The sequence below is a fragment of the Pseudomonas sp. B21-023 genome (assembly GCF_024749165.1).
Lineage (GTDB): Bacteria > Pseudomonadota > Gammaproteobacteria > Pseudomonadales > Pseudomonadaceae > Aquipseudomonas.
On record NZ_CP087190.1, the window covers coordinates 1648666 to 1672505 of the forward strand.

General features: G+C 60.8%; 18 protein-coding genes and 1 pseudogene. All 19 read left to right on the plus strand.

Going from position 1 to position 23840, the window contains the following annotated elements; translation table 11 throughout:
• Positions 1–2: 2 nt before the first annotated feature.
• The 19 genes and pseudogenes from flgE (at position 3) to rffA (ending at position 23814) form a co-directional block, all read left to right on the plus strand.
• Positions 3–1376: a flagellar hook protein FlgE gene (gene flgE, locus LOY42_RS07495; protein WP_102683070.1), complete on the plus strand. Its 1374-nt coding sequence runs from the start codon at positions 3–5 to the stop codon at positions 1374–1376.
• 72 nt (positions 1377–1448) lie between these two features.
• Entirely contained in the window at positions 1449–1634 is a 186-nt protein-coding gene (locus LOY42_RS07500) for a hypothetical protein (protein WP_102683069.1), read from the plus strand.
• A gap of 252 nt (positions 1635–1886) precedes the next feature.
• The gene (locus LOY42_RS07505) at positions 1887–2207 is read left to right on the plus strand and encodes a calcium-binding protein (RefSeq protein ID WP_177486057.1); all 321 of its coding nucleotides are present in this window, start codon (positions 1887–1889) and stop codon (positions 2205–2207) included.
• 169 nt (positions 2208–2376) lie between these two features.
• Positions 2377–2907, plus strand: coding sequence for a hypothetical protein (locus tag LOY42_RS07510; protein ID WP_258600159.1), 531 nt, complete (start codon positions 2377–2379; stop codon positions 2905–2907).
• A 215-nt stretch (positions 2908–3122) separates the two neighbouring features.
• A complete protein-coding gene (gene flgF, locus LOY42_RS07515; RefSeq protein ID WP_046854648.1) occupies positions 3123–3863 on the plus strand; it encodes a flagellar basal-body rod protein FlgF in 741 nt (246 codons plus the stop codon).
• 48 nt (positions 3864–3911) lie between these two features.
• Positions 3912–4697 (plus strand): flagellar basal-body rod protein FlgG, encoded by a 786-nt coding sequence (flgG, locus tag LOY42_RS07520; protein WP_046854649.1) that lies wholly within the window; start codon positions 3912–3914, stop codon positions 4695–4697.
• A gap of 73 nt (positions 4698–4770) precedes the next feature.
• Positions 4771–5467 (plus strand): annotated as a pseudogene (flgH, locus tag LOY42_RS07525) (flagellar basal body L-ring protein FlgH).
• Between the two features lie 12 nt (positions 5468–5479).
• Entirely contained in the window at positions 5480–6589 is a 1110-nt protein-coding gene (locus LOY42_RS07530) for a flagellar basal body P-ring protein FlgI (RefSeq protein ID WP_046857711.1), read from the plus strand.
• A gap of 11 nt (positions 6590–6600) precedes the next feature.
• A complete protein-coding gene (gene flgJ, locus LOY42_RS07535) occupies positions 6601–7800 on the plus strand; it encodes a flagellar assembly peptidoglycan hydrolase FlgJ (RefSeq protein ID WP_102683068.1) in 1200 nt (399 codons plus the stop codon).
• 12 nt (positions 7801–7812) lie between these two features.
• The gene (flgK, locus tag LOY42_RS07540) at positions 7813–9861 is read left to right on the plus strand and encodes a flagellar hook-associated protein FlgK (RefSeq protein WP_139673354.1); all 2049 of its coding nucleotides are present in this window, start codon (positions 7813–7815) and stop codon (positions 9859–9861) included.
• A 13-nt stretch (positions 9862–9874) separates the two neighbouring features.
• The gene (locus LOY42_RS07545; protein ID WP_139673351.1) at positions 9875–11443 is read left to right on the plus strand and encodes a flagellar hook-associated protein 3; all 1569 of its coding nucleotides are present in this window, start codon (positions 9875–9877) and stop codon (positions 11441–11443) included.
• A 151-nt stretch (positions 11444–11594) separates the two neighbouring features.
• Positions 11595–15170, plus strand: a complete 3576-nt coding sequence (locus LOY42_RS07550; protein ID WP_139673347.1) for a glycosyltransferase — start codon at positions 11595–11597, stop codon at positions 15168–15170.
• A gap of 50 nt (positions 15171–15220) precedes the next feature.
• The gene (locus LOY42_RS07555) at positions 15221–17959 is read left to right on the plus strand and encodes a glycosyltransferase (RefSeq protein WP_258600160.1); all 2739 of its coding nucleotides are present in this window, start codon (positions 15221–15223) and stop codon (positions 17957–17959) included.
• A 349-nt stretch (positions 17960–18308) separates the two neighbouring features.
• Positions 18309–18734, plus strand: coding sequence for a hypothetical protein (locus tag LOY42_RS07560; RefSeq protein WP_139673341.1), 426 nt, complete (start codon positions 18309–18311; stop codon positions 18732–18734).
• Between the two features lie 373 nt (positions 18735–19107).
• Positions 19108–19809 carry a WbqC family protein gene (locus LOY42_RS07565; RefSeq protein ID WP_139673338.1) on the plus strand — a complete coding sequence of 234 codons (702 nt, stop codon included), beginning with the start codon at positions 19108–19110 and terminating at the stop codon, positions 19807–19809.
• Positions 19806–20441 carry a class I SAM-dependent methyltransferase gene (locus tag LOY42_RS07570; protein WP_094012435.1) on the plus strand — a complete coding sequence of 212 codons (636 nt, stop codon included), beginning with the start codon at positions 19806–19808 and terminating at the stop codon, positions 20439–20441. The genes LOY42_RS07565 and LOY42_RS07570 overlap by 4 nt, the downstream gene beginning before the upstream one ends.
• A gap of 36 nt (positions 20442–20477) precedes the next feature.
• Positions 20478–21245, plus strand: a complete 768-nt coding sequence (locus LOY42_RS07575; RefSeq protein WP_139673335.1) for a hypothetical protein — start codon at positions 20478–20480, stop codon at positions 21243–21245.
• Between the two features lie 10 nt (positions 21246–21255).
• Entirely contained in the window at positions 21256–22635 is a 1380-nt protein-coding gene (locus LOY42_RS07580; protein ID WP_258600161.1) for an FAD-binding oxidoreductase, read from the plus strand.
• 24 nt (positions 22636–22659) lie between these two features.
• Positions 22660–23814 (plus strand): dTDP-4-amino-4,6-dideoxygalactose transaminase, encoded by a 1155-nt coding sequence (gene rffA, locus LOY42_RS07585; protein WP_218571130.1) that lies wholly within the window; start codon positions 22660–22662, stop codon positions 23812–23814.
• Positions 23815–23840: the final 26 nt, after the last annotated feature.

Sequence of the window (23840 nt, forward strand, 5' to 3'; positions counted from 1 at the left end):
GCATGTCTTTCAATATCGGCCTTAGCGGTCTTTACGCAGCCAACAAGCAACTGGACGTTACCGGCAACAACATTGCCAACGTCAACACCGTCGGCTTCAAGTCGTCGCGTGCCGAGTTCGCCGACGTTTATGCAGGCTCCAACCGCCTGGGCGTGGGCAAGAACCAGATCGGCAACGGCGTGCGCCTGGCCTCGGTTTCCCAGCAGTTTGGCCAGGGTGATGTCAACAACACCGGCAACGTCCTGGACATGGGTATCCAGGGGCAGGGTTACTTCGTGCTGTCCGACAACGGCTCGATGACCTACACCCGGGCAGGTGCGTTCCAGACCAACAAGGATGGCTATGTGGTCACCTCCGATGGCCTGAACCTGCGCGGTTACAGCACCGATGAGAACGGCAAGATCGTCAAGGGTGTGCTGACCGACCTGCGGATCGACACTTCGGCACTGGCGCCGAAGGCCACCACGCTGATCGAGCAGGGCATCAACCTGAACTCCTCGGCCCCCGATATTCCGCTGGAAATCGATGATGGTTCCGGCACGATGATCCCGAACAAGCCGTTCAACCCGACCGATCAGAGCACCTACACCAAATCGTTCCCTACCAAGGTCTATGACAGCCAGGGTAACGAGCACGTCATGGAGCAGTTCTACCGCAAGACAGGTCAGAACGAATGGACCATGTACACCCTGGTCCAGGGCCGAAACCCGCTCGATCCGTCCAGCACCCAGCCGTTGACCGCCACCATGTCGTTCAATCCCGATGGTTCGGTGAAGTCCATGGCGGCCCAGAACGATGGGAGCACGCCTCCAGTACCTGGCGTGCCGGCGGGCGATTGGAGCGTGGTCAACAACACCTTCACCCTGAAGAACTGGATTCCTGCCGCCAAGGATGCGGCGGGCAACTGGGCGCCCAATGGTTCCCAGGGTAATGCTGACGGCATGCAGCTTTCGATGAAGAGCACCACGTCCTATAACACTGAAACTGCTCGTATGTCGCAGTCCCAGGACGGCTACGCCACCGGTATCCTGTCGAGCCTGTCGATCGACTCCTCCGGCGTGATGTTTGCCAGCTTCAGTAACCAGCAGTCCCGCGCCATTGGCCAGGTGGCAATCGCCAGCTTCGCCAACGAGCAGGGCCTGCAGCAGACGGGCGGCACCCGCTGGAAGGAAACCTTCTCCTCGGGCATTCCGGGTATCGACGCGCCGAAAACCGGTACGCTGGGCGAGATCGAGTCCAACTCGCTGGAAGCCTCCAACGTCAACCTGACCCAGGAACTGGTCGAGCTGATCAAGGCCCAGAGCTACTACCAGGCCAACGCCAAGACCATCTCCACCGAAAGCACCATCATGCAGACCATCATCCAGATGACCTGATGGTCGCTGGCTGATCGCTTGTCAACGAACCCCTTTGCAAGAAGGGGTTCGTCGTTTTCAAGGAGAGTCCCCATGAAAAAGCTGCTGGCTGCTGCTGTCGCGGCGTTCTGCCTGCTACAGGCACAGGCCGCGATGGCCCCTTGGTGGCGTTGGGAAAGTCAGGCCGACGGGCGTCTGGTGTGTTCGCAATGGTCACCCGGTGATGGTTGGAAGCGCTTTGCCGGACCGTTCGACAATGCCGCTTGCAGATCCCTTTGATGCAGGGCAAAAAATGATGGTTTGAGGCCATCAATTGGCGGATTTCCTTCAGGTATTATCCGTGCCACCTCACTCGTTCGAGTGTCTGGCAAGCGTCTTGTTCCAAGGATCGGAGCTCGTGAAAAGCACTAAGGATACTGGTGCCAACGTGCTGCCGGCAGCGCTTGGCGTGGCCTTGAAAAAAGGCCTGATCGGCGTGGCCCTGTTTTCGGGCTCAGTGTCATCGGTAGTAGCCAGGACGACACCGTCATCATGCAGGCGACAGGTTTGAGCAAGAGCTTTGCCGGTGGTGCCGGTAACGACGTCTACTACCTGTACAACACCGCTGGCGTGTTCGAGCAGGCTGGCGGTGGCATCGACGAAGTGCGCACGACCCTGGCCAACTACACGCTGACCAGCGAGGTGGAGAACCTGACCTTCATCGGTACCGGCAACTTCACCGGCTATGGCAATGCCAGTACCAATGTGATTGTCGGTGGTGCTGGCGATGACACCTTGTTTGGTGGCGCTGGTGCCGACCGATTCGTCGGTGGGGTGGGTATCGACACCGTTTCGTATGGCGACAGCAGTTAAGGCATCCTCCTGAATCTCAAGACCGGCCAGCACGGTGGCATCGCCGAAGGCGATACCTTCGAGGGCATCGAGAAGTTCGTCGGATCATCCTTGGGTGATGTCTTCGTGGCCAACGACCAGGCTAATGACTTCAATGGCGCTGGCAGCGTCGATCTGTTGACGTTCGCGGGTGGGGGGTGGCATCACGCTCGATCTGAACGCAACCGGCAATGACCTGTTCACCAGTATCGAGAGCTTCGAGGGCTCTGCCTTCAATGACGCGTTCATCGGGACTGCCGCGAGCGAGAACTTCATCGGCGGCGCTGGGGCGGATGTGATCAATGGCGGTGCCGGGCGGGATTCGGCCTGGTACATCTCGAGCAATGCCGGTGTGATCCAGACCGCCAATGGCAAGGCGTACGGTGATGACGGCAACGATCGCCTCGTTGGCAATGGCTACGCCTATGAGCTGCATGGTGGTGCCGGTGCCGACCGCCTTGACATGATGAGCGCCGGTATCGATGTGGTCGTGCTGAAGAGCATCCAGACATTCCAGGATGTCGTGGTACAGAACGATGGCGTCAATGCCTGCATCTTCTCCAGGGCGGACTGGAATGCCGGCAACCTGGATTCCGGTGTGATGCTCAGTAACTGGGGCGCCGGCTCGAACACTATCGAGTCGTTCCGGACCAACAACGGAGATACCTTCACCATCACCTGACAGCCAAGTGTCGCCCGTAGCGTCGAGGGCGGCCAGCCCTTGCCGCTGCCGGCCGCCCGCCGCCGAGATTTTGTCTCGCGCGCGCCGGGCTTTTCAGCAAAGGCCCCGTAAACCGGGGTCTTTGCCGTTTTTATGGTAGTTGGCGCGAAACTTGCTCAACGCTTGCCACAGCCACGGCGACCGGCAATCGATCGCCAGTGCAGCGGAGGATGACTGTGGACAAGATGCTTTACGTGGCCATGACCGGCGCCAGCCAGAACGCACTGGCGCAGAAGGCCCATGCCAACAACCTGGCGAACGTTTCCACAAACGGTTTCCAGCGCGACCTGGAGCAGGCGCGCTCGATGCCGGTATTCGGTGACAGCTTTCCGGCGCGTGCTTTCGCCATGAGCGAGCGCCCGGCCACCGATTTCAGTGCCGGCCCGTTGGTTGAAACCGGTCGTGAACTGGATGTGGCGGTTACCGGTGATGGTTTCATCGCCGTGCAGGCACCCGACGGCAGCGAAGCGTATGTGCGTACCGGCAGCCTGAACATTGACGCGCTCGGCGTGCTGCGGGCCGGCAATGGCATGGCGGTCATCGGTAACGGCGGCCCTATCGCCATTCCACCAGAGCAGAAGGTCGAGGTCGGTGACGACGGCACCATCAGCATCCGCGCCATGGGCGAAGACCCGCGGGTAATGGCCGAAGTGGACCGTATCAAGCTGGTCAACCCGGACACCAAGGGCATGACCAAGGGGCTGGATGGTCTGATCCATACCGCCAGCGGCCAACCCGCAGACGCCGATGTGAATGTGCGTGTGGTGTCGGGTTTCCTCGAGGGCAGCAACGTCAATGCCGTCGGCGAGATGACTTCGATGCTGGCGCTGTCCCGTCAATTCGAACTGCACGTCAAGATGATGAGCGCGGCCAAGGAAGGCGACGAAGCCATGGCGCGTGTTTTGCAAATCGGCTAATCACATTTGAACGAGTGCCGTAAAACAGGCGCACGAGGAGAACACTAAATGCTTCCGGCTCTTTGGGTCGCTAAAACCGGCCTGTCCGCCCAGGACACCAACCTGACGGTCATCTCCAACAACCTGGCCAACGTTTCGACCACCGGCTTCAAGCGTGATCGCGCCGAGTTCCAGGATCTGCTGTACCAGATCAAGCGCCAGCCTGGCGCGCAGTCCACCCAGGACAGCGAGCTGCCTTCGGGCCTGCAGGTCGGTACCGGTGTGCGTGTGGTCGGCACTCAGAAGAACTTCCAGACTGGCGGGTTGCAGAACACCGAGAACCCGCTGGACATGGCAATCAATGGCCGCGGTTTCTTCCAGGTGCTCCAGCCTGATGGCACCGTGTCGTACACCCGTGACGGCACCTTCCACCTGAACTCCGATGGCCAGGTGGTCACCGCCAACGGTTTCGCGCTGGAACCTGCCATTGTCGTGCCGCCGGATGCCCAGACCTTCACCGTGGGCCAGGACGGCACCGTGTCGATCACCACCCAGGGCAACCCGGCTGCGCAGATCATCGGCAACATCCAGACCGCCGACTTCATCAACCCGGCCGGCCTGCAGGCCATGGGCAACAACCTGTTCCTCGAAACCGCCGCCAGCGGTGCGCCACAGGTCGGTACCCCGGGGCTGAACGGCTTCGGTCTCACGTTGCAGCAGACCCTGGAAAACTCCAACGTCAGCACGGTCGAGGAGATGGTGAACATGATCACCACCCAGCGCGCCTACGAGATGAACTCCAAGGTCATCTCCGCCGCAGACAAGATGCTGTCGTTCGTCACTCAGCAACTGTAAGTCCTGGCGGCCCAGCCACTTCGGGCCGCCGATAAACCGCACGCTGCTACAGCGCCTGCCAGAGGTAAGAGTCATGTATCGTCTGTTGTCCGTTTTCGCCCTGGGGGGGGCGGTGTTGCTGGCTGGTTGCGTCGCGCCGACGCCCAAGCCCAACGACCCGTACTACGCGCCGGTTCTGCCGCGCACCCCGCTGCCGGCAGCGGCCAATAACGGCTCGATCTACCAGGCCGGTTTCGAACAAGGCTTGTATACCGACCGCAAGGCGTTCCGGGTGGGTGACATCATCACCATCACCCTCAACGAGCGTACTTCGGCGAGCAAGAACGCAGGTTCCCAGATCCAGAAGAACAGCAAGGCCAATATTGGCCTCACCTCGCTGTTCGGTACCGTGCCCAACACCAACAACCCGCTGGGCAGCGGGGACCTCAGCCTTGACGCAGGCTACAGCGGCGATCGCAGCACCAAGGGCGACAGCAAGGCCACCCAGGGCAACACGCTCACCGGTTCGATCACCGTTACCGTGGCCGAAGTGCTGCCCAACGGCATCATTGCCGTGCGTGGCGAAAAATGGATGACCCTGAACACCGGCGAAGAGCTGGTGCGCATTGCAGGCCTGGTACGTGCCGATGACATCGCCACCGACAAACACCGTGCCGTCCACCCGTGTGGCCGATGCGCGCATCACCTATTCGGGCACCGGCTCCTTCGCCGATGCCAGCCAGCCCGGTTGGCTGGACCGTTTCTTCATCAGCCCGCTCTGGCCCTTTTGAGTACGGATGACCATGTTCAACGCTAGGCGGTTGATTGCCGCGACACTTCTTTTGTCCTGCGCGTTCGGCGCTCACGCCGAGCGCCTGAAAGACATCGCCAGCATTTCCGGCGTGCGTGCCAACCAGTTGATTGGCTACGGCCTGGTGGTCGGCTTGAATGGCACCGGTGACCAGACGACGCAAACGCCGTTCACCCTGCAGACGTTCAACAACATGCTGTCGCAGTTCGGCATCAAGGTGCCGCCTGGGTCTGGCAACGTGCAGCTGAAAAACGTGGCGGCGGTATCGGTGCATGCCGACCTGCCGGCCTTCGCCAAACCTGGCCAGGTGGTCGACATTACCGTGTCGTCGATCGGTAACTCCAAGAGTCTGCGTGGCGGTAGCCTGTTGATGACCCCGTTGAAGGGGATTGATGGCAATGTCTACGCCATCGCCCAGGGCAACCTGGTTGTAGGTGGTTTCGATGCTGAGGGCCGTGACGGCTCGAAGATCACCGTCAATGTTCCGTCGGCGGGCCGCATCCCGGGTGGTGCGTCCGTCGAACGTGCCGTACCCAGCGGTTTCAACCAGGGCAACAGCCTTACCCTCAACCTCAACCGCCCAGACTTCACCACGGCCAAGCGGATCGTCGACAAGGTCAATGAGCTGCTCGGCCCTGGCGTGGCCCAGGCCCTTGATGGCGGTTCGGTACGGGTGACAGCGCCCATGGATCCAAGCCAGCGCGTCGACTACCTGTCGATCCTGGAGAACCTCGAAATCGATCCGGGCCAGGCAGTGGCCAAGGTCATCATCAATTCGCGTACCGGTACCATCGTCATCGGCCAGAATGTCAAGGTTTCGCCGGCGGCCGTCACCCACGGCAGCCTGACCGTGACCATCACCGAAGACCCTATCGTCAGCCAGCCCGGGCCATTCTCCAATGGCCAGACTGCGGTCGTGCCGCGTTCGCGGGTCAATGCCCAGCAGGAAGCCAAGCCGATGTTCAAGTTCGGCCCCGGTACCACGCTGGATGAAATCGTCCGTGCAGTGAACCAGGTGGGTGCGGCGCCAGGCGACCTGATGGCGATCCTCGAAGCCTTGAAGCAGGCCGGCGCATTGCAAGCCGACCTGATCGTGATCTAAGGGGGCGTCTGATGAATCCAAAAACTCAGGTGTCCAGCCAGATCGACAGCGGCGCCTACACCGACCTCAATCGCCTGAGTGCGCTCAAGCATGGTGATCGGGATAGCGAGGGCAATGTTCGCAAGGTAGCCCAGGAATTCGAGTCGATGTTCATCAGCGAGCTGCTCAAGGCATCGCGCAAGGCCACCGATGTCATGGCCGATGAAGACAGCCCGATGAACAGCGACACGGTCAAGCAGTACCGAGACATGTACGACCAGCAGCTGGCTGTGAGCATGTCCCGCGAGGGTGGCGGTATTGGCCTGCAGGACGTGCTGGTGCGCCAGTTGTCGAAGAACAAGGCCGCTTCTGTGAACACCAGCCCGTTCCCACGTATCGAAGGGCATGCCCCGGCGTTGTGGGCGTCGAAAGTCGCCGCGCCAGTGCATGCCGAGGCAGGCGCGGGTGTGCGCAATGACGTGGCGGCGCTCAATTCGCGGCGCCTGGCGCTGCCGGGCAAGCTCACCGATCGCCTGCTGGCCGGCATCGTGCCGTCTGCCGGCAGCCCGGCCGCAGCGACCAACACGGCGGCGTTGCCGCGCCGTGGCGACATCCCGGTCGGTGGCGTTGCAACTGGCGACTGGGAGCCGGCCAGGGCGTTCGCGGCTCCGAGCGGCAACCTGCAGATTCTCGGGCGCGCTGTGGCTCAGCCCCCGCTGGCACCGAAAAAGGCTTTCGCCGACAGCGACGCCTTCGTCGAGACCATGCTGCCGATGGCCGAACAGGCTGCCAAGCGCATTGGCATCGACCCGCGCTACCTGGTGGCGCAGGCAGCGCTGGAAACCGGCTGGGGCAAATCGGTCATGCGTAATGCCGATGGCAGCAGCAGCCACAACCTGTTTGGCATCAAGGCTACTGGCAGTTGGCAGGGTGGTGAGGCGCGTGCGATCACCAGCGAGTTCCGCAATGGTGCGTTCGTCAAGGAGACGGCTGCGTTCCGTTCCTACGACAGCTATCAGGAAAGTTTTCACGACCTGGTAACTTTGCTGCAGAGCAATTCACGCTATCAAGATGCTGTGAGCGCCGCCGATAAACCAGAACAGTTTGTGCGAGAGCTGCAAAAGGCCGGTTACGCCACCGACCCCAATTACGCCAGCAAGATCTCGCAGATCGCGAAGCAGATGAAGTCGCAGCAGAGCTACGCAATGCTCGGTACCAGTACACAACTTTAAGGGCAGGGAACCATGGCGAGTTTGATCAATATCGGTATGTCGGGGCTGGGTGCCGCCCAGTCCGGGATGTACGTCCTGGGTAACAACATCGCCAACGCCGATGTTGAAAGTTACTCTCGCCAACAAATGGTGCAAAAGACCAAGGGTGCCCAGCAGGTTGGCCAGGTATTCATGGGGACCGGCACCACCCTGGCCGATGTGCGACGGGTGTACAACGCCTTCATCGAGAACCAGTTGCGTACCACCACGTCGCTCTCCAGTGACGCCAACACTTATCTTAATCAGATCGGCCCGCTCAACACTGCCCTGTCGGGCGCCGACACCGGTATCACTGCCGCACTCAAGAGCTTCTTCAGCGCCATGCAGGATGCTTCGGCCAAGCCCACCGAAGATGCCTCGCGCCAGTTGCTGCTGACCAGCGCACAATCACTTGCCAAGCGCTTCAATACGCTGTCGGCGCAGTTCACCCAGCAGAACGCCAACATCAACGGCAGTCTGGGGTCGATGGCCGAACAGGTGAACAACATCACCAAGACCATCGCCGACCTCAACCAGCAGATCGCCAAGCTCGGTGTTGTCAATGGTCAGCCCAATGACTTGCTTGACCAGCGTGATGGCGCGGTGCGCGAGCTGAACAAGCTTGTCGGCGTGGACGTGGTGGAGCGCGAAGGCAGCTACGACATCTATCTGAAAAATGGCCAGTCCCTGGTGCTGGGCAACTCCACCCAGACGCTGGGTGTGGAACCCGCCCCGACCGACCCGACGCGCATGAACCTGGTGCTCAACCGCGGTTCGACCAAAATGGACATCACCGACAACACTACCGGTGGCGAAATCGGTGGCTTGTTGCGCTACCGCAAGGACACCCTCGACCCTGCGCTCAACGAACTGGGTCGTGTGGCACTGGTGGTCGCCGATGCGATCAACAGCCAGCTGGCCCAGGGTATCGACAAGAATGGCCAGTTCGGTGCGACCCTCTTTGGCGATATCAACAGTGCAGCGGCCGTTGCCGGGCGCAGCATCCCCAAGCTGGGCAACAGTGCCGGTTCCGGCAACCTCGATGTGCACATCAAGGACAGCGGCAAGCTCACTACCAACGACTATCAAGTCGTCTTCACCAGCGCCACCGAGTATTCCGTGCGCCGGCTGCCCGATAATTCCGAGATGGGTACCTTCGATATTACGGCCGACCCACCTCCTGTGATCGACGGTTTCACCCTGAACCTCAATGGTGGCACCCCGGTTGCCGGCGACAGCTTCAAGATCACCCCGACCCGCAACGCGGCGGCCAGCATGGAAACCGTGCTGACCGACCCGAGCCGCCTGGCCATGGCCAGCCCGCTGACCGCCACCAGTGGTTCGGGCAACAAGGGGACCGGGCAGATCACCCAGCCCACGTTGACGTCCAAGCTGGATATCTACGACGCCAAGCAACGCTCGGACATGCAGACGGGACTGAAGTATTCGACCCCGGTCAAGCTGGTGTTTGGCGACGATTCCGTATCGCCTCAGGCGTACACCATGTACGACTCCAAAGGTAACCCGCTTGGCAGCGGTACGGTCATCCCTGGCCAGGAAAACAAGCTGCAGCTGTCTGTGCCAATGGTCGATGGCAGCGGCAACCCGATCAATGACGCCAGTGGCGCTCAAATGAACTTCTCGTTCGAGATGAGCATCTCCGGTGCGCCCAAGAATGGTGACAACTACACCGTATCGCTGACCAAGGCCGGTTCTGCAGACAACCGCAATGCACAGTCGGTGATCGACCTGCAAACCAAACCCACGGTCAATACCGGCGATGGCAGCAAGGGCATCAGCTTCACCGATGCCTACGCCAAGCTGGTATCCAATGTCGGCGGCAAGACCAACCAGGCATCAATGGACAGCGACGCCACCATGGCGCTGCATGGTTCCGCGCTGACCAGCCGCAACTCCAGCTCGGGGGTGTCGGTGGATGAAGAGGTCGGCAACCTGGTCAAGTTCCAGCAGTACTACACCGCGTCGTCGCAGATCATCAAGGCGGCCCAGGAAACCTTCGCAACCTTGATCAACAGCCTTTAAGGAGCCGTAGACCATGCGCATCTCCACTCCGCAGTTCTACTCCAGCAGCAGCGCCAACTACGAGCGTACTTTTGGCAATGTAAACAAGACCCAGCAAGAAGCCAGCGACTTCATCCGCGTGCGCACCGCCGCCGATGATCCGGTTGGCTATGCGCGTCTGTTGCAGCTCGAACAGCAGCAGAACATGCTCGACCAGTTCAAGGGCAACATCACCAACGTGCGCAATGCGCTGGGCTCCAGCGAAAGCACGCTCAATGCCATTGGCGCGGTGCTGCAGCGGGTCAACGAGCTGGCCATGGGCTCCGGCAATGCCGGCTTCACCGATGCCGACCGCAAGGCCAACGCCTCTGAGCTTGCCTCCCTGGAAGACCAACTGTTCTCGCTGATGAACAGTCGGGACGAGAATGGCAAGTACCTGTTCTCGGGCTCCAAGGGCGACACTCCGCCTTACGTGCGCAACTCCGACGGCACCTACAGCTATCAGGGCGACCAGAGCCAACTCATGCTGCAGGTGGGCGACATGCTCAGCCTGGCCGCCAACGAGACGGGCTACAGCGCGTTCGAGCAGGCGCTCAATACCAGCCGCAGCGAGACCAAGCAGACGGCCCCGCTGCCTGATGACGGGCGTGTCAGCCTGTCCAATGGCCAGGTCTCCGGCAGTGCCACCTACAACGACCGTTTCCGCAGCGGCGAGCCCTACAGCATCGAGTTCACCAGCAGCACCGAATACAAGATCCTCGATGCCGGGGGCAACGATGTCACTCTCGAAGCCAGCCAGGGCGGCAAGTTCGACCCCAAAGGCGATAACATCAGCATCAATTTCCGCGGTGTAGACCTGCGCCTGAAGATCGATTTCAAGCCAGGTGACGAAGGCAACCCGGACGCGGCCATCGCCGGCCATGCGTTCAGCCTGAGTTCCAAGGCCGACTCGATTGCCGGTACCCGCAGTCCAGGCAACACATCGTCGGAGCAGATCACCGACGCCAAGATTACCGACCCGACCGCCTACAAGGCCGCATTCCCGGGTGGTGGTGCTGTACTCAAGTTCACCAGTGCCACCGACTTCGAACTGTATGCAGCACCAATGACCGCCGACAGCCGCCCGATTTCCTCGGGAACCCTCAGCGGCAACACGGCCACCGCCGCAGGTGTGAGCTTCGAATTGTCCGGCCCGCCAAGCGCCGGGGATTCGTTCGGCGTCAAGGTCGATACTCATCAGAACCAGAATATTCTCAACACCATCGGCCAGTTGCGCGGCGCGCTGAACACCCCGCAGGACCATGACCCGGCTGCTCGCCAGGCCTTCCTTGCTTCGCTGGACTCGGCGATCGGCAACATTGCCAGTGCCACCAACCAGGTGTCGTCTTCCATCTCTGCAATTGGCGGTCGCGGTCAGGCCCTCGATGTACAGGCTGAAACCAACGAGGCCCTGGGTATCGAGAATACCAAGACCCAGGGTTCGATCCGCGACAGTGATATCGGCGAAGTGATGATGCGCCTGGAGATGCAGAAGAACCAACTGACAGCCTCGATGCAATCATTCGCAAAGATTTCCAGCCTGTCGCTGGTCAACTACATCTGAGCCATGTTCCTGCGCGCAGTGGGTCAACTACGCGCAGCCCTGCCTCACCCTTTCCGGGGTGAGGCCACTGTGCGACGGTGCCAGAGGCCTTCGGGTGCTGAGCGGGGCAGGGTGTCGTCCTGTAGCGAATTTCTGTTTTGAGTGAGTACCTGTGAACGCACAACCCCTTGTCACCATCGCCATCCCTGCGTTCAACCCTGAGTTCTTCCGTGCCACACTGGCCAGCGCAATCGCCCAGGATTACCCGAATCTGGAGATTGTCGTGTGTGACGACAGCCCCGGGGGCGAGATCGAGGCGATCTGTGATGAGCTGCGTGTCACTTCGCCCGCTCCCTTGCGCTATGTGCGCAACCCGGTGCGCCTTGGTTTCGCCCGCAACCTGCTGGCTTGCCTGACGCACACCTCGGGCGAGCTGATCAAGTTCCTCTGTGACGACGACACGCTGTTTGCCGGCTGTATCAGCCAGCAGTCCAGTGTGCTCGGCGAGTCGCAGCAGATCAGCATGGTCATTTGCCAGCGCCTGTTGTGCGCCGCCGATGACGTGCTGTTGCCTTCACGCGCGCTGAACTTCGTTATTTCCATGCACAGTGCAGTGCTGCATGGCACCGACCTGCTGGAAAGCGTCGCCGATGATGCACCCAACCTGTTCGGTGGCTTGAGCCATGCCTTGCTGCGCCGTGCCCAGGTCGAAGCGTATCTGCCCACCCTGGTGCAGGATGGGCAGGGTTTTTCCGCTCGCCTGGACCTGGCGCTCTACGCTTGCGTTCTGCGCCGGGGACAGCTGGCCAGCCTGGAGCAGGTGCTGAGCATGGAGCGGGTGCATCCGGGGCGTCTTAGCCATCAAGGCACCATGGTCGAGGCCTACAAGAGCGAAACCCAGTGGCTGCTGCAAATGCTTGCTGAACGCAATGCCGAGCCGGCGCCTGCCCACGGTTGGGTGCGCTACATGCCGTTGGCGGACTACCTGGAAAACCCGCAGCAGAAGTGGGACGAGCTCGACTTGCGGCGCTTCTTCGGGGCGCAGATGGCCAACTTCAACCAGCAGATCGGTACCCACAGCCTGAGTTTTGCCGAGCTGTACGCTGAATGGCTCGAGTATCGCCGGCTGTCCGCCGGGCAGGAGCGGCTCTTGCCCAAGCGTGTGGAGCAATGGCCAAGCCAGCCGGGAATCGCGGTGGTGGTGTTCTGTGAGGCAGGCGACGAAAAGGTGCTGCGTGCGACGCTGGACAGTCTCTGGAAGCAATCCTACCCGGCCCGACAAGTTCTGGTAGTGACGCCTGAGGGTTTCGAGCGGCCGGTGGAAGAGCGTGTTCGTTACCTGGTGCGCGGCGATGCCGAGTTCATCTCGCTCAACCATTGGCTGGCGGACGGTCCGGCACTTGACTGGTTGTTCCTGCTGCGTGCTGGCGACTGCCTGCATACCCATGCGCTGGTGATCATGGCCGAGCGCATGGCGCTGCGTGGTGACAGCCTGTGCCTGTACATCGATGAGGGGGCCAACGACAGCCTCGCCGCGTCGGCACCAATCTTCAAGCCGGACTTCAACCTCGACCTGATGCGCAGCCTGCCCTACGTCGGGCGCCTGTTGGCATTCGATACTGCGGCGGTGCGTGAGCTTGGGGGATTTGACGCCAGATTCGAAGGCCTGGCGCCTCACGACCTGCTGTGGCGAATGATCGAGGCCCATGGCCTGCAGGTGGTAGAGCATATCCCTGAAGTGCTGGTGCAGTGCCGACACGGCTATGCCGAATGGCTGGCTGATCGTGCGGGCCATGTCCAGGCGCCGCGGGTTCTGGAGGCGCACCTGCGGCGCCTGGGTGTGGAGGCGCAGGTGCAGGGTATTGCTGGCAGCCTGATGACTCGGGTCACCTACCTGCACCCCCAGGTTGCGAGCGTTTCGATCATCATTCCTGCCGTTGGCGACCTGGCGGTACTGGTGCGTTGCGTCGAGTCTGTGCTGGCCAGTACCGAGCATCCCGATTTCGAGGTGGTGCTGGTCGCCAGCGCCGGGACGTCGGACGATGTACTTACCTGGCTCGACAGTTTGCGGAATCTGGGGAGCGAGCAATTGCGGGTGCTCGAGAGTGCCGCCCATGGCCGAGCGCAGAGCTTCAACGAAGGCAGTGTGCACGCTCGGGGCGACTATCTGCTACTGCTGGATGCCGGCTGCGTGCTGTTCGAGCCGCAGTGGTTGTCCGAGCTCTTGCAGCTTGGCCAGCGTCCCGAAGTCGGGATGGTCGGGCCCAAGTTGTTCGACAACAGTGGGACCGTGGTCTCGGCAGGCCTGGTCCTGGGGATGCAGGCCACGGCGGCCAGTCCATTCCTGGGCTGCCCGGTGAACGAAGGCGGCTACATGAATAGGCTGAGCCTGGTACAGAACTGGAGCGCGCTGAGTCTGGACTGCCTGTTGGTGCGGCGTGAGCTGTTCGCCGAGCTGGGAGGGCTGGATACGGCCGCGCTGCAGGTATCGCTGCACGACGCCGACCTGTGCCTGCGGGCACGGGCCGCGGGTTATCTGTCGGTGTGGACGCCGTTCGCGCGGGTGGCCAAGCTGGGCGCCCAGGCGGTCGAGGAAAGCTCGCCACGAAGCTGGCAGGATGATCGCGATGCCTTGTATGCGCGCTGGCTGGCCTGGGTGGCGAATGATCCGGCCTACAACCGCAACCTCAGCCTCAAGTTGCCGAACTTCAACTTCGACCCCGGATTGCGGGGTGGGTGGGATCCGTTCATCGCGCGGGCCATGCCGTCTGTCCTGGCGCTGCCGAGCAGTACCTCGGCGATCGGACACTATCGGGTGGTCCAACCGTTCAATGAGCTGGAGCAGTCTGGCTGGATCCAGGGACGTATCGACTACAGCGCGCCGGGGCTGATCGACCTCGAGCGGGAAAAGCCCGATGTGGTGATCCTGCAGTGCCGCTACCTGCCGGCGAATGTCCGGGATATCGAACAGTACAAGCGCTTTTCCAGTGCGCGGCGGATCTACGAGCTGGACGACTACATCATTGATCCACCGAAGAAGAACGACCATGCGCGCAACATGCCGAGCAACATGCGCGAGCTGGTCAGCAAGGCGATTTCCCTGTGCGACCGGGTGGTGGTCTCCACCGAACCATTGGCCGATGCGCTGTCCAGCATGCACCAGGACATCCGTGTCGTCCCCAACATGCTCGCCGCATCGCTGTGGAGCGAGCTGACCAGTCAGCGCCAGACCAGCGTGCGGCCGCGTGTGGGGTGGGCAGGGGGTACCAGTCACCGCGGTGATCTGGAATTGATGCTGGATGTAATCAAGACCTTGGCCAGCGAAGTCGACTGGGTGTTCTTCGGCATGTGTCCAGAGGCGCTGCTGCCCTACGTCAAGGAGTTTCACCCGGGGATCTCTTTCGCGGACTATCCGCGCAAGCTGGCCAGTCTCAACCTGGACCTGGCGGTGGCGCCGTTGGAGCAGAACCTGTTCAACGACTGCAAGAGCAACCTGCGCCTGTTGGAGTATGGCGCGTGCGGTTTTCCGGTCATCTGCACCGATACCAAGGCATACGCAGGCTACCTTCCCTGCACGAGGGTCCGCGAGAACACCACCGAGCAGTGGCTGGACGCGATCCGCATGCACCTTGCCGACCCGATGGCCAGCTACCGCCAGGGCGATGCGTTGCGCGAGGCGGTCCTGCGAGACTACGTACTGAACGAACACCATCTGCAGCACTGGGCCAACGCCTGGCTGGCTGACTGAATCCTGGCGCCTGGCCAAGCCAGGTGCCGAACCCCTTGAACAGGTGCCCTATGAACGAAACAACACTCGGATCGCGTGATGAAGTGACCGTCGTCCTGCTCGGGCATGAGCAGGCGGATCACCGTGCTCGTGCGGCGCACTACTATCAGCGGGCTGGCGTGCCGTGCCAGGGCCTGACGCCGGCAGCGGTGGTCGATGCTGCCGCCCTGGGAGAATTGCTGGCACAGGTGGCGACGCCGTTCGTTTGCCTGGCGCTGGATGCCGATTTCGTCCTGGGTGCCGCGCTGGACAATGCGGTGCGGTACCTACGTGCCCAGCCGGAGGTAATGGCCGTGCAAGGCCACGCCCTGGCCTATGCGCCTGGTAATAGCCAGCTGACCTACCACAAGGTGGGGGAAGCTTTCGCTGCACATCCCGGGGAGAGTGTGCTGGATCGCTTGCGACACTACGCGGACGCCGAACAGCAAGCCTGGCGTGCGGTAATTCGTACGCAGGCGCTACGGGCCGCACTGGTGTCGCTGCCGGAAGGGCTCGATGCTGCAGGCTGGCGGGTGGCTTTGTCCTGCGCAATCCTGCTGCTCGGGGCAGTCGCGCATCTGGAGCAGACCGATGTGATCTGCGAATCGCAGCCTGAGAAACTGTCCTCTGCCGTGCGCGAGGAGCGTATGGTCCAGACTGTGCGGGCTTTGCGTCAGTGGGGCGGCGGGCATGATGCGAGCGTCCTGTCCGCTGATGACGGCTTCGAGGCGCTCAATCGTTTCGTGCGCAAAACCTGGTGCCAGGGCGAGCAGCCGCTTCTCTTCACCTCGCGCTGGACCAGCGTGATCGATGACCCGGCGCGTTCGTTCGAGCCCGAGCAGCATGTGGAACTGCCTTATTACAATCGCCCGTTGTTCGATCGGTTGACCGAGGTGGAGTTCCTCTGTCATGCCTGGCCGACCGGCAAGCGTCATCGGCATGCCCTCGAGGGGGCCTGGGTCCGTCAGCGCGACCTGCTGGTGACGCACCCCAATGACACCCGTGAGAGCCTTCAGGAGCGTTACTGGAAGGCGCTGGGCCTGGGCCTTTTCAATGTCCAGGTGTGCCGCTCCCTCAACCAGGTGCTGACCGGTGAGGACAACACGCACCATGCCCGTGAGATGGGGGACTGGATGGCGCGGCTGCTCGGGGTGCCGGACAGCGAGACACGCCATTCCCTGCTCGACACGCCATCGGGGCAGGTGCTCGCGGCGATCGATGCGGCCACCCCGGATGAAGCTGCGCGCAAGCGGGTGCTGGCCCACCTGGCAAAACACCCGGCGCCGCAGATCGCCTTCGTCGTGCTTGACCTGAACAACGATGATCTGGCCTTGCAGGCAACCTTCGACAGCCTGTTGGCCAGCGGCGTGCGCAATTTCAAGCTGGTGGTGCTCAAGGCCGGCAAGCCGCCAGCGATTACTACCGCGCGGGACACCTTGCACTTCATCCAGGTCGCAGAGGGCAACTGGGTCTCGCATCTGAACCAATTGGTGCGCCAGTTGCCCAGCGAGTGGCTGCTGTTGCTCGAGGCCGGCGATGTGCTTCTTGCTGGCGGGCTCATGCGCCTGGCGGTAGAGCTTGCCCAGGCCCCGGCTTGCCATGCCATCGCCGCCGACGAAGTCCAGCGTGACAGTGATGGGCGCCTGTTCGCCGTGCGCCGGCCTGGCAGCGATCTGGACCTATTGCGTAGCCAACCGGGGCTCATGGCGCGGCACTGGCTGGTTCGTCGTCAGGCCGTGCTCGACCTGGACGGCTACAACGGTACCGACCCGCAGACCCTGGATTATGACTTGCTGTTGCGCCTGGTCGAGCATCACGGTGCAGCCAGCCTGGCGCACATGGATGACTACCTGGTGGTCAGCCAGCAACCTTCCTCGGCATCCACCGAGGAGGCACGCAAGATCCTCAATCGCCACCTCACCCAGCTGGGCTATCGCCCGCAGATCAGTGAGCAAGGGGCAGGAGGGTTGGCGATCGAGTTCCGCCATAGCGCCACACCGCTGGTCAGCATCGTGCTGGCGGGCGAGGTCGAGCCTGCGTGGCTGGCCGGCATTTTCCAGCGAACCCGCTACCCGCGCTACGAAGTGGTGCTGGCGCTTCCCGGGCAACCTTCAGCGGCCCAGGTCGAAGCGTTCCAGGCATTGGGTGGCCGACTGCGGGTCGTAACCGGCGAAGTCGGGGCAACGCATCGGCAACTGCTCGGCCTGGCGGCCGGCGAGGCTCGTGGCGATTACCTGGTGTTGCTGTCGCCGCATTGCCAGGTCATTACCCCGGCCTGGATCGAATCGCTGTTGAACGAGGCGCAGAGGCCTGAAGTAGGGGTTGTCGGTGCGAGCTTGTGGGCGGCTGACGGTACGTTGGCGCACGCAGGCTATCAGCTGCTGGCCGGCCCCAGAGTGCATGCCCCCTGGCGGCAACTGTCGCTCGAGGGTGCCGCAAAGGCCCGCTGGCCGCTGTCGGTGCGCAGTTGTTCCGCGGTCTCGGATGGTTGCCTGATGGTGGACCGTGAAGCCTTCGTGCACTGCGGTGGCCTGCCGCTCGCAGGGGATATCGGTGTCGGCTTGAGCCTGATGGTCGCCCAGGCTGGGTTGATGGTGGTCTGGACGCCTCGCGCGCAGTTGCTTGCCACGGCCCTGCCGGTCCTGGGTGATGAGGCGTCTTCGCAATTGGCGGCGCATTGGCCTGAGGCTTTCCAGGGGGATGGTCAACTGGACTCCCTTGGCGCGGGTGAAGCGTCACCGTCCAGCAACTGGATCGCTCAGTTGGGATAATTCAACGCTATTGCGTCTAGTGGTAGATGCATGGTTGTGGACTGTTTCTGACAACCGACTCTTCAAGCATGGCCGTCTACGGGGAATCCGGGTCTCCGGGGCGGCCATTTGTCGTTGCGTGGGGTGGCGGAGCGTCTTGAGTCCGTGCCCATTGCACAAATTACAGATAACAGGAGTTGGGGGGGGGCATACCCAAGAAATAGTGCGCTGGAATAAAATTGCATAAACGCATTGTTTGTTAATGCGCAAATGCATGTGGTTTCCTGGTTGGCGCCTACTGGTGTCGAGGCGCGATCAATCATCTGTGATTGGCACGGAGCTCGCGCAGAAAACTTAAGGAAATTAAACGATGAAAAAAATGTTGAGCCGGATTTCGATCTTGGCCATTGCTTTTGGTGCGGCCCTCACCGTGCAGGCAGGCGAAGCTCCATTGGGATACTGGAAGCTGACCACATATCATGTGTCCAGCGGTGCTGTTGCCACTATTCAAATGGTCTGTTTCAAGCCCGACAAGACCTGGTATTCCACTACTGAAGCCAAATGGAATGGTGCATGGTTTGCAAACGGCAGTGATATCCAGTGGTATGGCAATGTGCCGCTCGCTCATTACGGCAATGTTGCGACTATTGGTATCGGTGAGATGTCGACGCCAACCAGCATGTCGGGGAAGTATGCCGAGTGGTCGGCACCGGGGGCGACACCGTACAGTTTTGACAGGCATTACACCTATGCGCTGATTTATCAGCAGGCTGACTGCCCGCCGCCAAAACTGTAAATCGAAATCCGCCAAGGCCAGGTGCTATCAAGAAAGCGCGCCAACCAGTATCGCGGGTTTCAGTGCTTGGCGCATTGGGTGCGTCTGGTCATGCCTGGCATCCCGGGGCTGGCCGGCGGGGGCTTCGCTATCCGTCCAAAACCGCTTTGATAGCTGTCGGGCAAGGCCGGGAGGGCTGCGGCCCCTGTCGAAATCCATTCCGCGACTGTCTCCATGAACGCCATCAAGGGAACAAGGGGCTACGTGTTATTAGCCGGGCGCGAGCTGGCGCGGGATTTGCAAAAGCCGGGTTACAAGCCCGGCTTTTTCTTGCCTGGTGGCGGTTTATTGACAGGCAGAATGCAGTGCCTGTGCTGTGCCTATGAGGTTCGGGATGCAAAAGAAAGTGGCGGTGGTGCAATCGAACTACATCCCGTGGAAGGGGTATTTCGACCTGATTCGCAGTGTCGATGCGTTCGTTTTATATGACGATGTCCAGTACACGCGTCGCGACTGGCGTAATCGCAATAAGATCAAGACCGCCCAAGGTGAGCACTGGCTTAGTGTTCCGGTAAAAAACCGCGGTCGATACGAGCAACTGATCAATGAAGTCGAGGTCAGCGAGGCGGATTGGGCGGCCAAGCACTGGAAGACAATCGAGATGAACTATCGGCGAGCCGCCTGCTTCAATCAGATGGAGCTCCCCGTTCGCACGCTTTACGAGCAAGCCTCCGAGGTCGCTCGTCTTTCCTCCATCAACCAGCTTTTCATCACCGGCCTGTGTGCTCTGCTCGGTATCGATACACCGCTGTATCGCTCCGAGGAACTCGGGCGTAGCAGTGAAGGTAAAAACCAACGGTTGATACATCTTTGTCAGGCCCTTGGGGCGACCGAATACCTATCGGGACCGGCAGCCAGCAGCTATCTGGACGAGGCTGCGTTCGCCGCTGGCGGCCTTGAAGTCTCGTACATGAGCTATGCCGGCTATCCGGAGTATCCGCAGTTGTTCGGTGGGTTTGAGCATGCGGTCAGTGTCCTCGACCTGCTGTTCAATACCGGTAGTGAAGCATCGAACTTTCTGGAGCGTCATCCATGAGCAAAGATATCTTGCAGGGTGTGGCGGATTACTATTCGTCGCGTATTCGTACGCACGGCGCAACTCCAGAGGGGGTCGACTGGAATGGCAGCGCTTCCCAGCAACAGCGTTTTGCCCAGTTGCTTAAACTGGTGCCCGTCGAAGAGCAACGTGCGGGCTTCAGTCTTATCGATGTCGGGTGCGGTTACGGCGCGTTGCTGACCTGGATGCGTGAGCAGGGACTGCCTGTGGACTATCACGGTTATGACCTGTCCGAGCAGATGATTGCCGCAGCCAGGCAGCAGCATCCGGCTGATGACGCAGTGCGCTTCGAAGTGGCCGAAAGTGCGTCGCGACAGGCGGATTATGCGGTGGCCAGTGGCATCTTCAACGTTTGTCAGAACACCGCTCGCGACACGTGGGAGAGGTACATCGCCGACGTATTGCGTGCGATGGATGCCTGCAGCCGCAAAGGCTTTGCCTTCAATTGCCTTACCTCGTACTCGGACCCGCCCTTCATGCGTGATTATCTGTATTACGGGGATCCTTGTTTCTATTTTGATCTGTGCAAAAGAACCTACTCCAGAGAGGTGGCACTCTTGCATGACTACGGCTTGTACGAGTTTACCTTGCTTGTGCGCAAGTCTTCCTGACGCGCCGTCCTTATCCCTCTTTGCCTGGAGAACATCATGCTCAAAAGCGGTTCCACTTCTGTCACCCAATCCAGCGATAGCCAGCTCGACGCGCGCGAGCAACTTTGGCAGGCGTTCGCGAACGCACCTCTTGATGATGCTGAGAAAGAGCGAAATCTTGGTTTGTTCATTCGTTCTGCGTCCTTGGCGCGAATGCTGGCAATTTCCGATCTGTACCGGGACATCGTTCGCTTGCCTGGCTCGGTGCTCGACTTCGGCACCTGGCGTGGGCAGAACGCCGTACTCTGCGAAAACCTGCGCGCCATCTTCGAGCCCTTCAACAAGCAGCGACGTATTGCCGCGTTCGACACTTTTGCGGGTTACCAATCCCATGCCGGCGATGGCAAGGTCGCCAACGTCAATTTCCAGGATGGGTGCTATGCCACCGGCAATGGATACGCCGACTATCTGCGGCACTTGCTGAGCCTGCATGAAGGCATTAACGCGCTGCCGCAGGTACCAGGCGGTCATCAGGTCGTAGAGGGTGATATCAAGGATACCTTGCCGCAGTTCATCGAAGAACAGCGGAACTTGCTGGTGGCGCTGGCCTTCTTCGATATGAACCTTGAAGGGCCGACGCGCTTTGCCCTCGAGCAGATCCTGCCGCGTTGCCTGCCGGGCTCGCTGCTGGTGTTCTTCCAGTTGCAGCGCGATTTCCTGCCGGGTGAAGGCTATGCCTATGTAGCCGAAGTACTGGGGAAAGTGCGTCACGAGATCAAGCGATCGGAAACCTATCCGTCGCTGTGCATCGTCAAGCTTCTGTAAGGGGGTCACCATGTTTCTGATTGTTGGTAATGGCATGGTCGCCCTGGCTATCGCCGCAGGTTTGTCGCGTAGTGTTCCGGGCGAGTGCATTCAGGTTGTGGGCCCGGCAGCACGCCCTTACAGCGCCTCCATGGCGGCTGCGGCAATGCTCAACTCTTTCGCCGAGCTCGAGCCTGGCGCACTCGATCAGCCGCGTGATCGTCTGAAGTTCGAGTTAAGCCAGGCATCTGCTCGTCTGTGGGGAGATTTCGTAAAAGAATTCGATATTCCTGCTGAACACTACCGTCTGGGCACCGTGCTGATAAACAACAACGCATCCAACCGTTTCGAGGATGCCGCATTCGATGCCATCGCCGGTTATCTTGACGAGTTCGACGAGCCTTATGAACGCGTCGATCCGCAGCTGGAACCCGCCTATGTGCCGGGTGAGAGCTATCGTACGCGCCAGGCTTTGTTCCTGCCGCGCGAGGGCGTACTCAATCCGGATGGTGTGATCCATGCGCTGCAGGCCACGCTGGAAAGGCGTGGTGTGCGCTTTGTCGATGGCGTGGTGAAGTCGCTCGACAAGGTCAGCGGTCGTACCCGTGGCGTAACCCTCGAAGACGGGCGCGTGCTCAGCGCCGAGCGGATTGTGTTGGCCAACGGCAGCATGGCCACGCGCCTCTGGGAGGAGGAAGGCTGCATTCGGGTGATCAATGGCGTCGGCGCCACGGTGGTGTTGAAGAACCCAGGAATACAGGGGCGCTATGTCCTGCGCACGCCAAATCGTGGCGGTGCTTGCGGAATCTACCACGCGCCCTACCAGGGTGATCAGTTCGTCGTCGGTGCCACCAATCTGGTGACCACCGCCGACGAGCACTTCCCTCGCGCAGAGTCGGTGGCCGCGCTGATAAACGGTGCGATCAACCAGGTCAACCATCTGCACCGTACCAGTGGTTTCATTCGTTACAACTTTGGCTATCGTCCGCTGAGTCTCGATGGCTACCCGGTCATCGGCCAGCTTAACGACAACACCTTCATTGCTTCCGGCACTCGCCGTGATGGTTACCATTTTGCGCCATGGTTGGCCGACAATCTGGTGGCCTTGCTGCTGGACAAGTCGATTTCCTCGCAGGCCGGCAGCTACTTCGAATTCACCCGGCCGCAGCGTAGCGCATGGCTCGACCAGTCGGTGGAGGCATGCTGTCGCAAGTACGCGGCAGTCAAGTGCTCGGCACTGTCGCAGCACGGTTTGGATGCGGGGCATACCGACGCCGATCAGGTGCTGGAGCAGTATTACTACCAGCGGGCGCGCGCCTTCTTCGATAAGCATGAGCTCGAGCGAACAGTTCAGGTCGACTTCCTGGATGCCCTGCTGGGTGGCTACCTTTCCCTGTCGGACTTTGCCTGAAGCGTGAATACCGGAGACATGAACGTGAACAAGCAGATCATTCCTTTCAATAAGCCATTTGTGGTTGGCAAAGAGCTGTTCTATATCGCCCAGGCGGTGATGAATGGTGGTATCGCCGGCGATGGACAGTTCACGCGCTTATGCCAGGAATGGCTCGAGGTCAGCCTGGGGTGTCCCAGGGCGCTGCTGACGCATTCGTGCACGGCGGCCCTCGAGATGGCGGCGATCCTGGCGGATATCGGGCCGGGAGATGAAGTCATCATGCCGTCGTTCACTTTCGTGTCCACTGCCAACGCTTTCGTTCTTCGCGGCGCGGTGCCGGTTTTCGTGGATGTGCGCGAGGATACCCTCAACCTGGACGAGCGCCTTATCGAGGCCGCCATCACCGAGAAGACCAAGGCGATTGTCGCGGTGCATTATGCGGGGCAGCCTTGCGATATGGCTGCCTTGCTGCACCTGTGCGACAAGCACGGTCTGATTCTCATTGAAGATGCCGCCCAGGCGATCCTCGCCCGGGAAAAGGATCGCGCACTGGGGACCTTTGGGCATCTGGGATGCCTGAGTTTTCATGAAACGAAGAATGTGATCAGCGGTGAAGGAGGGGCGCTACTCATCAACGATCCCAAGTTGATTGAGCGGGCTGAAATCATCTGGCAGAAAGGTACCAATCGCAAAGCGTTTTCCCGAGGCGAGGTGAGCAAGTACACCTGGGTGGATGTGGGGTCGTCTTTTCTTCCCAGCGAGCTGACGGCTGCTTTCCTCTATGCCCAACTAGAGCAGGGGGAGAGCATCAATGTACATCGTCGCGCTTTGTACAAGTCCTATTACCACCAACTAGAGCCTCTCGAAGCGGACGGTTGCTTGACCTTGCCTTGCGCGCCGGGTGGCAAGCCGGCCAACGCACATATCTTCTATATATTGATGCGTAGCAACGAGGCGCGTGGAGAGTTGATCGCGTTTCTTCGTGAGCGGGGTATCTATGCTGTGTTCCACTACGTGCCCTTGCATGATTCCCCGGCAGGCCTGCGTTACGCGCGCAGTGTCGGTCAGTTGCCTGTCACTCAGGAAGTTTCTGCAAGCTTGCTGCGCCTGCCGCTTTATTCTGACATGACCATCGAGCAGGTCACCGAGGTGTGCGAGGCGATCTTCCAATTCTTCGCAGGTACGCAGAAGGCGTAACGGCCTTGGTTCGGCGATTGTTCAGC

Bases quoted from the DNA above. Each gene is read 5' to 3' on its own strand.
- LOY42_RS07505 (WP_177486057.1), top strand. From the start codon at position 1,887: ATGCAGGCGACAGGTTTGAGCAAGAGCTTTGCCGGTGGTGCCGGTAAC.
- flgJ (WP_102683068.1), top strand. From the start codon at position 6,601: ATGAATCCAAAAACTCAGGTGTCCAGCCAGATCGACAGCGGCGCCTAC.
- flgK (WP_139673354.1), top strand. From the start codon at position 7,813: ATGGCGAGTTTGATCAATATCGGTATGTCGGGGCTGGGTGCCGCCCAG.
- LOY42_RS07530 (WP_046857711.1), top strand. From the start codon at position 5,480: ATGTTCAACGCTAGGCGGTTGATTGCCGCGACACTTCTTTTGTCCTGC.
- flgG (WP_046854649.1), top strand. From the start codon at position 3,912: ATGCTTCCGGCTCTTTGGGTCGCTAAAACCGGCCTGTCCGCCCAGGAC.
- LOY42_RS07565 (WP_139673338.1), top strand. From the start codon at position 19,108: ATGCAAAAGAAAGTGGCGGTGGTGCAATCGAACTACATCCCGTGGAAG.
- LOY42_RS07555 (WP_258600160.1), top strand. From the start codon at position 15,221: ATGAACGAAACAACACTCGGATCGCGTGATGAAGTGACCGTCGTCCTG.
- LOY42_RS07560 (WP_139673341.1), top strand. From the start codon at position 18,309: ATGAAAAAAATGTTGAGCCGGATTTCGATCTTGGCCATTGCTTTTGGT.
- flgE (WP_102683070.1), top strand. From the start codon at position 3: ATGTCTTTCAATATCGGCCTTAGCGGTCTTTACGCAGCCAACAAGCAA.
- LOY42_RS07545 (WP_139673351.1), top strand. From the start codon at position 9,875: ATGCGCATCTCCACTCCGCAGTTCTACTCCAGCAGCAGCGCCAACTAC.
- LOY42_RS07580 (WP_258600161.1), top strand. From the start codon at position 21,256: ATGTTTCTGATTGTTGGTAATGGCATGGTCGCCCTGGCTATCGCCGCA.
- LOY42_RS07570 (WP_094012435.1), top strand. From the start codon at position 19,806: ATGAGCAAAGATATCTTGCAGGGTGTGGCGGATTACTATTCGTCGCGT.
- LOY42_RS07500 (WP_102683069.1), top strand. From the start codon at position 1,449: ATGAAAAAGCTGCTGGCTGCTGCTGTCGCGGCGTTCTGCCTGCTACAG.
- LOY42_RS07575 (WP_139673335.1), top strand. From the start codon at position 20,478: ATGCTCAAAAGCGGTTCCACTTCTGTCACCCAATCCAGCGATAGCCAG.